Below are 14,163 nucleotides of genomic sequence, written 5' to 3'. Positions count from 1 at the left end.
TCCGGATGCAGGGCAAGTGTTCCGCGCATGCGCTCAGGGCTTCGCGGGCGCCTCCTCGTTCCTCGTCGACGCGCTCGCTCAAGCCATCGTGTGGAGGAGACCGTGTGGAGACCCACGCTGGCTCGAGCGAGCAGCCGAGGAACGAGGCCGCGACCGAAGCCGAGTGCCCTCGCGTGATCGTGGGGCCGCCGACGCCGCAGCGGCCGCCTTCGCATAGCCGCTCAGGGCTTCGCGGGCGCGCCTCCTCGTTCCTCGTCGACGCGCTCGCTCAAGCCAGCGTGTGGAGGACACCGTGTGGAGACCCACGCTGGCTCGAGGGAGCAGCCGAGGCACGAGGCCGCGACCGAAGCCGAGTGCCCTCGCGTGATCGTGGGGCCGCCGACGCCGCAGCGGCCGTCTTCGCATAGCCGCTCAGGGCTTCGCGGGCGCGCCTCCTCGTTCCTCGTCGACGCGCTTGCTCAAGCCAGCGTGAGGAGACCCTCGCTCAAGCCAGCGTGAGGAGACCGTCGCTCAAGCAGGCGTGTGGAGGAGACCCTCGCTCAAGCCAGCGTGAGGAGACCGTGTGGAGACTCACGCTGGCTTGAGGGAGCAGCCGAGGAACGAGGCCGCGACCGAAGCCGAGTGCACTCGCGACGGGGTGCTCGTCGCGAAAACCCTCAGCGCACCCGGCACCTGAGCGCAACCCTCTAGGTAATCTCCAGCCTTGGGGGTCATGATGGTCGAGGGAGGGCCATGATGACCGAATCACTGACGTTTGTCGGCGACAGCCTGACCGCGGGCGGACGCTGGGACGAGTGGTTCCCGGAGTTCAGCGTTCACAACCACGGAACGGGCGGAGCGACGACGGCCGATGTTCTGGCCGGCATCGACATGCTCCTCGCCGAGGAACCCGATGCCATCGTGCTGCTCATCGGGACCAACGATCTCGCGTGGCGGAAGTCCGTCGAGCACGTCGTGCGCAACATTGAAAGCATCCTGGTGACCGCACACAAGCGCCTGCCGCAGACTCGTTTGCTCGTGCAGTCCGTATTACCGCGCGAGCCCGAGTTCGCACCCGCCATCCGCGACATCAACAGGCACCTGCGCCAGTTCTCGGCCACGGTTCGCGCGCAGTACCTCGACTTGTGGCCGGTGTTCGCCGATGACCGTGGCGCGTTGAGCCCGCTTGACAGCGAGGACGGGCTGCACCTCACCGACTCCGGCTATGAGAGCTGGCTGAACGAGCTGCGTCCCGCGATCGAACGGCTCTTCGCCGTGCCGATCGTGACGACACCGATCGACACCATCGCCATCGATCCGAACAGCGCTGGCGCCACCGCCGGGCGCTGAACTCAGCGAGCCGCGATGAGGTGGCGGTAGAAGCCGATGCCGCGCACCCAGGTTGCGACGAGCATGCGTTCGTTCGCGGCGTGCAGCGTCGCGCGCTGCTCCGCCGTCATCTCGAACGGCGTGAAGCGGTAGACGGCGTCACAGATCGCGGTGAAGCGACGGCTGTCACTCGCACCGGTCTGCACATAGGGGGTGGCGAGCACCTCGGCGTCGATGGCGGCGATGGCGTCAACGATCGACTGCCATTCCGCACCGCGCATGGGCGAGACCGGTGATGGCTCGCTGGCATCCTGAACGCCGATCTGCACGAGCGGATCGTGGATGGCGCGGCGCACGTGCCGCACCATCTCCGCCACGCTCGAGCCGACGGCGACGCGCACGTTGACGATCGCGACCGCACGCTCGGCGAGGGCGTTGTGCGCCATGCTCCCGCTCAGCTGGGTGACGGCGGCCGTGGTGCGCACGAGGGCATTCGTCTCATCGCTCATGCGGCCGAGCGCGGCGAGGAGCAGCGGCCGGAAGAGCGTCGGATGCCGGAACACGACGGAGAGCGGCCCAGACGAATGCGCGCCGACCGTGCGGAGCATCTCGGCGATCGCCGGGTTGATGCCGCCGCGGAATGGCCGGGCATGCAGGCGCGTGATGGCGCGGGCGAGGCGCAGCGTCGCCGTCATCCGCGGGGGAGTCGAGGCGTGGCCGCCCTGCTGCTCGACGCTCAGCGTGAGGTGGGTGATGCCCTTTTCACTGACGCCGATCATGGCGCTCGGTCGGTTCAGGCCCGGGAGCACACCGCGCACGATGGCGCCGCCCTCGTCGAGCACGAGACCGGGGCGGATGCCGCGGGCCCGGAGCGTCTCGACCGCGGCCACGGCGCCGCTGCCGCCGGTCTCCTCATCGTGGCCGAAGCTCAGGTAGATGTCGTGCGCTGGAGTGAATCCGGCGTCGATCTGCGCCTCCACCGCCTCCATGATGGCGACGAGCGCGCCCTTGTCGTCGAGCGTCCCACGGCCCCAGATCACCCTGTCGGCACCATCGCCGACGGTGACGGCATCGAACGGCGGGTGCGTCCAGCCCTCCGCACTCGCGGCGACGACGTCGTAGTGCGCCATGAGAACGGTCGGCGAGGCATCCGATGCCCCGCGCCAGCGGAACAGCATCGAGTGCCCCGCGATCAGCTCGAGCTCGAGGGCGGCGTGGGTGAGCGGGTAGAGCTCGGCGAGCGCAGCGCGGAAGCGCTCGAACGCCGGCCAATCGGTGTCGGCGGGGTCGGAGCGCGACATCGTGGGAATGCGAATCAGCTGTTGCAGGCGCGCCACAGAGGCGGAGGCCTCGATCAACGTCAGCTCGCCCCGCGCCTCAACCACGGTTGTTGCTGAGCTCGAACACCTTCAGCAGTTCGGTCACGGCGGCGTCGCGTTCCTCGCCGCCGGCCTCGAACTGGTGCGTCACGTGGGTGCGCAGGTGGTTCTCGACGAGCAGCTTGTTCAGCGAGCCGAGCGACTTCTGGATGGCGAGCGAGAGCGTGATGATGTCAACGCAGTAGTCCTCGTTCTCGATCATTTTCTCGAGCCCGCGCATCTGTCCCTCGAGAATGCGGGTGCGGTGCAGTGCGCGCTTCTTGATGTCTTCGATCACCCTGCAAGACTACCGCCGCTTTCGATACCGGGGGCGGGTACCGGCACCGTTACTGTTGTGGCATGAAGCGACTCGTCACTCGGATCGGATCGGCGCTGAGCATGGCGGCCTTGTTGCTCGCAGTGTCCGTCGGGCCGGCGCTCATCGCTCCGCACGCCGCCACTGCCGCCGTAGTCACTGGTGCCGACGAGCCGGCAGCAACCGCTCTGGGCCCGAGACTCGGCGTTGATGACTTCCGATTCGCCTCGTTCGATGCCGACTACCTGCTCGGCCGCGACAGTGCTGGCCGCTCGACGCTCGCCGTGACGGAGACCCTGGTCGCGGTCTTCCCCGACATCGATCAGAACCGGGGCATCCGCCGCGCCCTCCCGCTGGAGTACGACGGCCACCCGACCGACCTCCAGGTGCTGGGCGTCAGCGACGAGAACGGGGTGGCGCGCGACTTCGAGCAGGAGAATGACGAGGACGACGAGTTCCTGCTGGTGACCATCGCCGCGGACGACTACGTGCACGGTGCGCAGAGCTACGTCATCCGCTACACCCAGAACAACGTCATCCTCGAGCCAGATGACAGCGATGTGCAGGAGTTCTACTGGGACGTCAACGGCACCGGCTGGGCGCAGCCGTTCGACCGGGTCAGCGCCGTCATCAGCATGGATGCCGCGCTCGGGGAGGCGTACACCGGCGATGCCGCCTGCTACCGCGGTTCGGAGGGCTCGGCGACGCCGTGTGAGGAGCTCCGGGTGGAGGAGAGCATTCCCCCGAGGATCCTCGCCAGCGCCGTCGATCTCGGTGCCTTCGAGAACCTCAGCGTTGCCGTCGCATTCGACGCGGGCACCTTCGTGCCGCGGGATTCATCGCTTTCTGCATCCACCCCCGGCCTGCTCGGACTCGGCGCCGGCATCGTGAGCGTCGCCGGGCTGCTCGCCGCGATCGTCGCCAGGCGCACCAGGTGGCGCAACGCAGCCGGTCGCGGTCTGGTCATCGCTGAGTACGAGCCGCCGCCCGGGGTGGATCCGCTGCTGGCGGCCGAGCTGCTGGGTGCGGAGACCAAGGGTGTCACGGCGACGATCCTCGATCTCGCCGTCAGCGGCGCCGTGCGCATCGTCGAAACCTCGAAGAAGCGCTTCGAGCTGGAGCTGCACGATCCGGCTCTCGCCACGGCCGAGAACACCCCCGTGCTCGCTGCGCTCTTCGGCGAGACCGCCGCACCGGGCGCGAGGCGCAAGCTCGGCTCCAGTGACAGCACGCTGGCCAGCGCGCTCCTCACCATTGGACGAGGAACGCGGGCGCGCTCGACAGCTGCCGGGTTCCGACGCCGCGTCGGGGTCGGCGGGCGCATCGCGCTCGCATCGATCGTGCTGATCGCCGCGGTGATCGGGGTGATCGGCAGCATCATCGCCCTGGACACGGACCGCGGAGGTGGCTGGCCGGTTGTCGTCATGATCGCCTCGATCGTTGCCGCCATCCTCGTGCTGATCCTGCTCATCGACGTGCGCCCGCTCACCAGACAGGGCGCGATCGCGAGAGAGCAGCTGCGCGGACTCGAACTCTTCATCCGGCTGGCGGAGGCGGACCGCCTGCGGATGCTGCAGAGCCCGAGCGGAGCCCTCCGGGATGCCGCGACCATCGGGGCGACGACAACCGGCGCAGCGGTGAATGTGGAGGCCGGCGGGACAGGCGCCGTCTCACCAGAGCAGGTACTGCGGCTGCACGAGAAGCTGTTGCCCTACTCGGTGCTGTTCGGCCTCGAGAAGGAGTGGGCGGCAGAGCTCGCCTCCCTCTACGAACGCGAGGGGAGCGATCCCGGCTGGTACAGCGGGCGCAGCGGCTTCAACGCCGCGGCGTTCTCGGCCGGCGTCGGCAGCTTCGCGACCGCCTCAAGCACCTCATGGTCCAGCTCCGGCTCGAGCTCGTCCAGCGGCGGCTCAAGCGGTGGCGGCTCGAGCGGTGGCGGTGGCGGCGGCGGTGGGGGCGGCGGTGTCTGACGCCGTCGTTGGCCTACGCTGGGGGGATGTCGAATCGCCCCGTCGCCCGCAAGGGGAACACCCCGGCCACTCCCGAGTTCACCCGGCCGGCGCTCGCCCCCGGTCTGCTCGGCGCGATCGCCCTCATGGTCGGACTGGCTCTGCTCGACGTCGACGCCTTCACGATCGTGCGCTTCGTCGTCAGCATCCTCGCCTTGATCATCTGCGTCTTCGCGGTGCAGGGCAAGGCGTGGTGGTGGCTCATCGGCCTCGCGCCGATCGCCGTGCTGTGGAACCCCATCTTCGTCATCGAACTGCACGGACAGGGCTGGGTTTCACTGCAATTCGTGGCCGCTCTCGTCTTCATCGCCAGCGGAATTTTCATCAAGGTTCCGACTAAGGCGTGAAAATGCGCGCGGCGCAGTACACTGATACCGCGTCGGCAGACCCTGTCACCGCCTCGACCGTGCACGGCACGCTGCTTGGGGATGGGTTCGGCGCGTAGTTCGCGGGCATCACCGGGCAGCGACCGGTCGAGGGCGAACGCAGGCATCCGAGAGTTGGAGAACAATGCCCGAACAGCGACGCTCACGTCAGCGCACACGCAGCCGTGACGACGAGGCGCCCATCATCCCGATCCTCGCCCGCAAGGTGCGCGAGGTCGAGGCCAAGGCGCAGGGCGGCAAGGTCGGGCCGACCAACCGCACCAAGTTCCAGGTGATCGCGCTGCTGATGCGCGAGGAGCGCGCCCGCGTGAAGGCCGACCCGGAGATCAGCGACGCCACACGGGCAGAGCTGCTCAAGCGCCTCGACGGCATCGCGCAGATCCTGGCGAAGACCGCCGCCCGCGACACCAGCCTGATCACCCTGCTCGAACCCGACGCCTCCGTCGGCGCCGTCGCGCAGCGCTTCCGTCGGGACTGGCTGATCGAGTCCGGCGCAGAGCTCACCCCGGACGAGCTCATCATCACGCGCGAACCGGAGGCTGCGCCCGTGGTCGCCGAGAACCAGGTCGTCCCGCAGTCGGTGAAGTCCCGCCAGCTCGCCAACCCGTTCCTCGCCCCCGACTTCTCCCGCGCAGCGGCCCCCGTCGTCCCGGTGCGCCGCCTCGCCAACTGGGAGCTGCTCAGCCCGCTGTTCAAGTCATTCGAGTACGGCTCCGGCGGTCAGGCCGCGACGATGGAGCTGCCAGAGGCGCCCACGATCGACCGGCTCTCGCCCAAGGGCATGGAGCTGATGAACCACCAGGCCCGCTTCGTGGAGAGCGTCCGCCAGGGGCACCGCACCTTCCTCCTGGCCGATGAGCCCGGCCTCGGCAAGACGGCGCAGAGTGTGCTCGCGGCATCCGTCGCCGACGCCTACCCGCTGCTCGCGGTCGTGCCGAACGTCGTCAAGATGAACTGGGCCCGCGAGGTTGAGCGCTGGACGCCGCACCGCCGCGCAACGGTGATCCACGGTGACGGCGACACCCTCGATGCCTTCGCCGATGTCGTCATCGTCAATTACGACGTGCTCGACCGCCACCGCAGCTGGCTCGGCACCCTCGGCTTCCGCGGCATGGTCGTCGACGAGGCGCACTTCATCAAGAACCTGCAGTCGCAGCGTTCGAAGCACGTGCTCGCCCTCTCCGAGCGGATTCGGCAGACCACGCCGGGCGGCAACCCGCTGCTGATGGCGCTGACCGGAACACCGCTCATCAACGACGTCGACGACTTCCGCGCCATCTGGCAGTACCTCGGCTGGATCAACGGCGACAAGCCGGCTCCAGCGCTGCTGGCCAAGCTCGAGGAGTCCGGTTTGACCCCGGCCGACATGGGCTTCTACGCCGAGGCGCGCGCCGCCGTCATCGACATGGGCATCGTGCGTCGCCGCAAGGTCGACGTCGCAACCGATCTGCCGGCCAAGCGCATCGCCGATCTGCCCGTCGAGCTCGACGACGACCTCGGCCGCTCCATCCGCCAGGCCGAGCGTGAGCTCGGCTACCGGCTGCGCGACCGCTTCCTGGCGCTCGTGTCCTCGCGCGGCCTCAGCCTCGGCCAGCTCGACGAAGACCAGTTCGACGGATTCGTGCGGGCCGTCGCTCACGCGGAGCTCGAGGAGTCCAAGGCGGCGAAGTCCGGCGACAACGTCTTCACGATGGTGCGCAAGATCGGTCAGGCCAAGGCGGCACTCGCCGCAGACTACGCGGCCCAGCTGGCCCGTTCCGTCGGCAAGGTCGTCTTCTTCGCCAAGCACATCGACGTCATGGATGCCGCGGAGGAGACGTTCGCCAAGCGCGAGCTGAAGAGCGTCTCGCTGCGCGGTGACCAGAGTGCCGTGGCCAGGCAGGCCGCGATCGACGCGTTCAACAACGACCCGGACGTCTCGATCGCCGTGTGCTCGCTCACGGCCGCCGGTGTCGGAGTCAACCTGCAGGCGGCATCCAACGTCGTCTTGGCCGAGCTCAGCTGGACGGCGGCCGAGCAGACCCAGGCCATCGACCGGGTGCACCGCATCGGCCAGGAAGAGCCCGTCACGGCGTGGCGCATCATCGCGGCGCACACGATCGACGCGAAGATCGCCGAGCTCATCGACAGCAAGCAGGGGCTCGCCGCGCGTGCCCTCGACGGCTCGGACGACGAGGCCGTCGCGGCCGATTCCGTGCAGCAGAATGCGCTCGCGCACCTGCTGCGGCAGGCCATCGACGGTTCGTTGTAGACTCGCGAAACCGAGCGAAACGCCCCGACGATGCGGCGATGCGGCAGAGAACTGTCGTGGAGCGCGTCGGAATCACAGCATGAGAACCACAGAGGAGTCGTAGGGCGCATGAAGATCGGTATCTTGACGAGCGGTGGCGACTGCCCCGGACTGAACGCCGTGATCCGCGGAGCCGTGCTCAAGGGAGTCATCTCGCACGACACCGAGTTCGTCGGCTTCAAGTCAGGGTGGAAGGGCGTCGTCGAGGCCGACATCATGCCCCTGCACCGCCACGACGTTCGCGGTCTCGCCAAGCAGGGTGGAACGATCCTCGGCTCCAGCCGCACGAACCCCTTCGAGGGTGAGGGCGGCGGCCCGGAGAACATCCAGCGGATGCTCGATGAGAACGGCATCGACGCCATCATCGCCATCGGCGGCGAAGGCACCCTCACCGCAGCCCGTCGCCTGCACGACGAGGGCGGCATCAACGTCGTCGGCGTCCCCAAGACGATTGACAACGACCTGACGGCCACCGACTACTCCTTCGGCTTCGACACCGCCGTGGAGATCGCAACCGAGGCGATCGACCGCCTGCGCACCACAGCCGATTCCCACGGGCGCTGCATGGTGCTCGAAGTCATGGGTCGCCACGTCGGTTGGATCGCCCTGCACTCCGGCATGGCCGGCGGCGCGCACGCCATCCTCATCCCGGAGCAGCCGCAGTCCATCGAGCAGATCTGCGAGTGGGTCGAGTCCGTGCGCGACCGCGGCCGCGCGCCGCTCGTCGTCGTTGCAGAGGGCTTCACCCTCGAGGGCATGACGGAGGCGCACTCGCACAAGGGCCTCGATGCCTTCAACCGGCCCCGCCTGGGCGGCATCGCCGACCTGCTGGCTCCGATGATCGAGGAGCGCACCGGCATCGAGTCGCGCGCGACGGTTCTCGGTCACATCCAGCGTGGTGGCGCCCCGAGCGCATACGACCGCGTGCTGGCGACGCGTCTCGGCATGGCGGCCGTCGAAGCCGTCTACGAGCGGCAGTGGGGCTCGATGGTGTCGCTGCGCGGCACCGAGATCAAGACAGTCAGCATCGCCGAGGCAACGGGCGGGCTGAACACCGTTCCCCAGGACCGCTTCGACGAGGCCCGCATCCTCTTCGGCTAGGAACACGCTCGTGTCGTCCGCTCCCGCACTGCCAGAGGTCTGCGTCGTCTACCTCCTGCGCACCGACGAGCGCGGCGTCAGGCAGGTGCTGCTCGGGCGCAAGAAGTTCGGCCTCGGGCAGGGCAACTTCGTCGGACTCGGCGGCAAACTCGAGCCTGGGGAGACGCCGACGGATGCCGCGGTGCGCGAGGTCGAGGAGGAATCCGGCGTCCTCGTGCAGCCAGCAGATCTGCAGCCACGGGGCAGGCTCAGCTACCACTTCCCGCACCGCGAATCGTGGAGCCAGGCGTCGCACGTCTTCGTCTGCGAACGGTGGGAGCGTCATCCCAGCGAATCGGATGAATTGAATCCCGAGTGGTTCGATCTGGACGCCGTTCCGTACGCGGAAATGTGGGATGACGCGCGCTTTTGGTTGCCCGCGGTACTGGCAGGCGGAGGGGTCGAACGCAGCTTCACCTTCGGTGAAGACCTCGCAAGCGTCGTGGATGCGACACTCTCCGCCACTTCGCCCGTGGACTGACCCAGACTCAGGTTGACCTGTGCCGATTCGGGTGTAAGTATCGACGTGGTGTTCCGCAGTTCTTCGATTTCGGCAAGCCATTCCTCGTGAATTTCCGGTGAACTCTCACCGACCTCCTCTTCCCCTAAAGAAAGACGCCGGTGGATATCACCCTGATCGTCGTGCTCGTCATCGCGCTTGCACTGTTTTTCGATTTCACTAACGGTTTCCACGACACCGCCAACGCGATGGCAACCCCCATCGCGACCGGTGCGATGAAGCCGAAGGTCGCGGTCACCGTCGCGGCCCTCTTGAACCTGGTCGGCGCGTTCCTCTCCACCGAGGTCGCGCAGACGATCTCTGGCGGCATCATCAAAGAGGGTGAAGACGGCGTGCTCATCACGCCGGAGCTCATCTTCGCCGGCCTCATCGGCGCGATCGTGTGGAACATGTTCACGTGGCTGCTCGGACTTCCCTCGAGCTCCAGCCACGCCCTCTTCGGCGGCCTGATCGGCGCGGCCCTCGTCGGCTTCGGCACCGGGGCCATCGACTTCGCGGTCGTCACCTCGAAGGTCATCCTGCCCGCGCTGCTCGCCCCACTGACCGCCGGCCTCATCGCCTACCTGGCGACGAAGATCGCCTACGCCGTCACCCGGCGATACGACGGAAAGCCCGATGGGCGCGACGGCTTCCGCTACGCGCAGATCTTCTCCTCCTCGCTCGTCGCGCTTGCCCACGGCACCAACGACGCCCAGAAGACGATGGGTGTCATCACGCTGACCCTCGTCGCCGCAGGCACGCAGCCGGCCGGCTCAGAGGTGCAGTGGTGGGTCATCGTGACCTGTGCCATCGCGATCGCGCTCGGCACCTACATGGGCGGATGGCGCATCATCAAGACCCTCGGAACCGGCCTGACCGAGGTCAAGCCGGCCCAGGGCTTCGCGGCAGAGACCGCAACGGCCGCCACGATCCTCGCGTCCAGCCACGTCGGCTTCGCCCTCTCGACCACGCAGGTCGCCTCCGGATCCGTGATCGGCTCCGGCCTCGGGCGCCGCGGCTCGACCGTGCGCTGGGGAACAGCCGGGCGGATCGGCGTCGGCTGGCTGCTGACCCTGCCAGCGGCGGGTGCCGTCGGCGCGATCGCCGCATTTGTCGCCCTGATCGGCCCCATCGGCATCATCATCGACACCGTTGTCGGTGTCGCTGTGATCCTGGCCATCTTCCTCCGCTCTCGCCGCGATGAGATCTCCCACCACAACGTCGTCAGCGAGGTCGCAGATTCCGGCCTCGCCGTTCAGATCAGCACCAACCCCGAGCCGAAGAAGAAGGTCAAGCCGTGATCGATTGGTCGGCGTTCGGCCTTGTCCTCGCCTCCGCCCTGGTGGGCACCTGCGTCGTCGTTGCGGCGTTCTCCCTGGGCATTCGCCTGCTGACCGTGTCTGGGCGCACGCCCATCGTCACGCCGGCCGAATTCACCGATGCCATCACCGTCATCACGCCGGCTGATCTCCGCCATGCGGAGAAGCGCGCTGCCAAGGCGGCGCGCAAGAGTCCGCTGAGCGCCGGTCAGAAGCGGGCGGCCCTGTACGGGGCATGGGTCTGCTTCGGCATCAGCGGCTTTGCCGTGCTCGTCGGCATCTACCTCATCATTGGCGACCACCTGCTGGGCTGACCCCGGTAGCGCCGCAGATACGACAGAACCGCCGTAGACGTGTCTACGGCGGTTCTGTCGTATCTGGCGCGCGTGCGCCCGGCGTGGGGTCGCCGGGGCGGCTAGTCGGTGCCGCGCAGACGCGAGACGGCGTTCATCACGTGGTAGATCACGATGGCGGCGATCGTGCCGAGCGCGATGCCGTTGAAGGTGAAGGAACCCAGGTTGATCGTGTAGTCGGCGATGCCGATGATCAGGGCGGTCGCGGCGGTGAACTGGTTGATCGGCTTGTTGAAGTCGACCTTGTTGTCGAGCCAGATCTTCACACCGATGATGCCGATCAGGCCGTAGAGCGCGGTCGTCACGCCGCCGAGCACGCCCGCCGGGATCGTGTTGATGACGGCTCCGACCTTGGGGGAGAGGCCGAGCAGGATCGCGAAGATGCCGGCCACCCAGTACGCGGCGGTGGAGTAGACACGGGTCGCCGCCATCACGCCGATGTTCTCGCCGTATGTGGTCGTGCCGGAGCCGCCGAAGCTGCCGGCGAGCATCGTCGCCAGGCCGTCGGCGAACAGCGCGCGGCCGGTGAGCTTGTTGACGCTCGGGTCGGTCAACTGGGCGACGCCGCGGATGTGGCCGACGTTCTCGGCGATCAGCACGAGCACGACCGGGATGAACGCCGGCAGGGTCGCGAGCACGGCGGAGTCGGTGAACGGGTTGCCGGGGAAGGCGAAGGTCGGCCAGCCGAGCCACGGGGCGGCGGCGACGGCGTCGAAGTTCACCTGGCCGAAGAACACGGCGGCCACATAGCCGACGACCACGCCGATGAAGATCGAGAGTCGACCGAGGATTCCGCGGAACAGTACTGCGCTGAGGATGACGGCGCTGAGCGTGATGAGCGCCGTCAGCGGGGCCTTGGCGAAGTTGGCTCCGGCGGCAGGGGCCAGGTTGAAACCGATCAGGGCCACGATGGCACCGGCGACGACGGGCGGCATCAGACCGTCGATCCAGCCGGTTCCGGTGACCTGCACGAGCAGACCGACGGCCGCGAGCATGGCTCCGACGACGACGATGCCGAACAGCGCGTTGCTGTGGTCGGTGCCGACGCTCGCCGCGGTGATCGGGGCGATGAAGGCGAACGACGAGCCGAGGTAGCTCGGCAGGCGATTGCCCGTGATGAGCAGGAACAGGATCGTTCCGATGCCGGAGAACAACAGCGTCGTGCTGGGCGGGAATCCGGTGAGGATCGGAACGAGGAACGTCGCGCCGAACATGGCTACGACGTGCTGGGTTCCCAGCCCGATCGTGCGCGGCCAGCTGAGCCGTTCCGCGGGGAGCACGACCGCGCTCGCCTCCACGTTCTTTCCATCGCCGTGAAGCGTCCAGGGCAGGTTCATGCTGCAGATTCCGATCTCTGAGGGGATGACGGCGAATGGCCTCAGACGATCGTAGGGAGTGATCGCGGCCATTTCGTACGTTTGATGGCAAACGGCTTAGAATTGGCCGGGGATTTCACACATTTTCAGCGCAAGGAGCTAGCCATTTCGCAGTCAACGGCCACTGAGACGCCAGTAACACCACCGACGGGGTTGAAGTCCCGACTCGACAGCTACTTTGAGATCACCCGGCGCGGCTCCAACTTCGCCACCGAGATGCGCGGCGGCATCGTCACCTTCGTGACCATGGCGTACATCGTCATCCTCAACCCGATCATCCTGAGCGGTCACCCCGATGTGAACGGCGACATGCTCGCGTTCCCGCAGGTCGCCGCCGTCACCGCCCTCACGGCCGGTGTCATGACGATCCTGTTCGGCGTCATCGCCCGACTGCCCTTCGGCTTCGCCGCCGGACTCGGCATCAACTCCTTCCTTGCGGTGAGCGTCGTCGGTCAGGTCACCTGGCCGGAGGCCATGGGCCTCGTCGTCGTGAACGGCCTGATCATCGTGCTGCTGGCCGCCACGGGCCTCCGCCGCCTGATCTTCGAGGCCGTCCCGATCCAGCTGAAGCTCGCCATCACCGTGGGCATCGGTCTGTTCATCGCGTTCATCGGCCTCGTCAATGCCGGCTTCGTGACCTCGACCGGTGCCGCGTCACCGCCCGTCGGCCTGGGCGTCGAGGGCTCGGTCGCCACCGTGCCGACTCTCGTCTTCATCATCACGCTGCTGATCACCGGTGTGCTCGTCGCCCGCAAGGTGAAGGGCGCGCTGCTCATCGGTCTCGTCGGCAGCACCGTCATCGCCGTGATCGTCGAAGCGATCATGAAGCTCGGCCCCTCCTTCGTCGACGGCAAGCCGAACCCCGGCGGCTGGAGCCTCTCCGTTCCTGAGCTGCCCGCACAGTGGGTCAGCCTTCCCGACCTCAGCCTCGTCGGCGACGTCAGCTTCGGCAGCTTCGAACGCATCGGCGCCCTGGCGGCCCTGATGCTGGTCTTCACCCTCGTGTTCACCAACTTCTTCGACGCGATGGGCACCATGACAGGCCTCTCCAATGAGGCCAAGTTGGCCGATGCCAACGGCGACTTCCCCCGACTGAAGAGCGCGCTCGTCGTTGAGGGCATCGGTGCGGTCGCCGGTGGCTTCAGCTCGAGCTCCTCGAACACCGTGTTCATCGAATCCGGCGCAGGCATCGGCGAGGGCGCCCGCACCGGTTTCGCCAACATCGTCACCGGTCTGCTCTTCCTGATCGCCATGTTCTTCACGCCGCTCACCTCGATCGTCCCCTCCGAGGTGGCCAGCGCCGCCCTGGTGATTGTCGGTGCCATGATGATGACCCAGATCAAGGACATCGACTTCAGCGAGTTCTCCGTGCTTTTGCCGGTGTTCCTCACGATCATCGTGATGCCGCTCACCTACTCGATCGCCAACGGAATCGGCGCGGGCTTCGTCGCCTGGGTGCTCATCCGCTCGCTTTCCGGCAAGGGCAAGGGCATCAGCCCGCTGCTCTGGATCGTCGCGGCCGGCTTCCTGCTCTACTTCGTGCGCGGCCCGATCGAGGCCATGCTCGGCGCGTAGCCGCTGAACGACGAAGGGTCGGATGCCGCTGGCATCCGACCCTTCGTCGTTTCTGCTCGCGACCGGGTCGCAGATCCCGCCGCCCCTCTCGCGCACCCGCTCAAAGCTTCGGGAGCGGTCGAGGAACCACGCAGGCGCGGCTCCTCGTAGAAACCGCACCAGCATCGCTTGCGATTCCAAAAGTTGCCTTGGTGACGGCTGCGGCCTTTCGCGACGCTGCGCGTCGCGCACGCT

At 67.5% G+C, this 14,163-nt stretch carries 12 protein-coding genes; 9 read left to right on the top strand and 3 right to left on the bottom strand.

The features are described 5' to 3' along the window. Window positions 1–735 precede the first annotated feature (735 nt). Complete coding sequence (locus ASC66_RS00745; protein WP_055836050.1) at window positions 736–1,329, top strand: GDSL-type esterase/lipase family protein; 594 nt, start codon at window positions 736–738, stop codon at window positions 1,327–1,329. 2 nt (window positions 1,330–1,331) lie between these two features. On the opposite strand, the gene ASC66_RS00740 is transcribed toward ASC66_RS00745, so the two are convergent. After that, complete coding sequence (locus tag ASC66_RS00740) at window positions 1,332–2,609, bottom strand: M20/M25/M40 family metallo-hydrolase (protein ID WP_082492052.1); 1,278 nt, start codon at window positions 2,607–2,609, stop codon at window positions 1,332–1,334. A gap of 76 nt (window positions 2,610–2,685) precedes the next feature. Further along, window positions 2,686–2,964 carry a metal-sensitive transcriptional regulator gene (locus ASC66_RS00735; RefSeq protein WP_055833353.1) on the bottom strand — a complete coding sequence of 93 codons (279 nt, stop codon included), beginning with the start codon at window positions 2,962–2,964 and terminating at the stop codon, window positions 2,686–2,688. Window positions 2,965–3,026: 62 nt separating this feature from the next. Between ASC66_RS00735 and ASC66_RS00730 the strand changes: the two genes are divergently transcribed. The 7 genes from ASC66_RS00730 to ASC66_RS00700 all read left to right on the top strand — a co-directional run bounded on the left by ASC66_RS00730 (window position 3,027) and on the right by ASC66_RS00700 (window position 10,939). Next, complete coding sequence (locus ASC66_RS00730) at window positions 3,027–4,952, top strand: DUF2207 domain-containing protein (protein ID WP_055833350.1); 1,926 nt, start codon at window positions 3,027–3,029, stop codon at window positions 4,950–4,952. Window positions 4,953–4,978: 26 nt separating this feature from the next. Then, window positions 4,979–5,338, top strand: coding sequence for a DUF6804 family protein (locus ASC66_RS00725; protein ID WP_055833347.1), 360 nt, complete (start codon window positions 4,979–4,981; stop codon window positions 5,336–5,338). Between the two features lie 163 nt (window positions 5,339–5,501). Further along, complete coding sequence (locus ASC66_RS00720) at window positions 5,502–7,628, top strand: DEAD/DEAH box helicase (RefSeq protein WP_055833344.1); 2,127 nt, start codon at window positions 5,502–5,504, stop codon at window positions 7,626–7,628. 108 nt (window positions 7,629–7,736) lie between these two features. Further along, a complete protein-coding gene (locus ASC66_RS00715) occupies window positions 7,737–8,768 on the top strand; it encodes a 6-phosphofructokinase (protein WP_055833343.1) in 1,032 nt (343 codons plus the stop codon). 10 nt (window positions 8,769–8,778) lie between these two features. Then, a complete protein-coding gene (locus ASC66_RS00710; protein ID WP_055833340.1) occupies window positions 8,779–9,288 on the top strand; it encodes an 8-oxo-dGTP diphosphatase in 510 nt (169 codons plus the stop codon). Between the two features lie 140 nt (window positions 9,289–9,428). Next, window positions 9,429–10,607 (top strand): inorganic phosphate transporter, encoded by a 1,179-nt coding sequence (locus tag ASC66_RS00705; protein WP_055833337.1) that lies wholly within the window; start codon window positions 9,429–9,431, stop codon window positions 10,605–10,607. Next, window positions 10,604–10,939 (top strand): hypothetical protein, encoded by a 336-nt coding sequence (locus ASC66_RS00700; RefSeq protein ID WP_055833334.1) that lies wholly within the window; start codon window positions 10,604–10,606, stop codon window positions 10,937–10,939. Before ASC66_RS00705 ends, ASC66_RS00700 begins: the two co-directional genes overlap by 4 nt. 101 nt (window positions 10,940–11,040) lie before the next feature. On the opposite strand, the gene ASC66_RS00695 is transcribed toward ASC66_RS00700, so the two are convergent. Continuing rightward, window positions 11,041–12,315 (bottom strand): uracil-xanthine permease family protein, encoded by a 1,275-nt coding sequence (locus ASC66_RS00695; RefSeq protein WP_055836044.1) that lies wholly within the window; start codon window positions 12,313–12,315, stop codon window positions 11,041–11,043. 84 nt (window positions 12,316–12,399) lie between these two features. Between ASC66_RS00695 and ASC66_RS00690 the strand changes: the two genes are divergently transcribed. Beyond that, on the top strand, window positions 12,400–13,929 hold the full coding sequence (locus ASC66_RS00690; RefSeq protein ID WP_082491914.1) for an NCS2 family permease: 1,530 nt from the start codon (window positions 12,400–12,402) through the stop codon (window positions 13,927–13,929). The last annotated feature ends 234 nt before the right edge of the window (window positions 13,930–14,163 follow it).

The organism is Leifsonia sp. Root4 (assembly GCF_001425085.1).
In the GTDB taxonomy this organism is placed as follows: Bacteria; Actinomycetota; Actinomycetes; order Actinomycetales; family Microbacteriaceae; genus Microterricola.
This window is presented reverse-complemented; position numbering and strand designations above follow the sequence as displayed.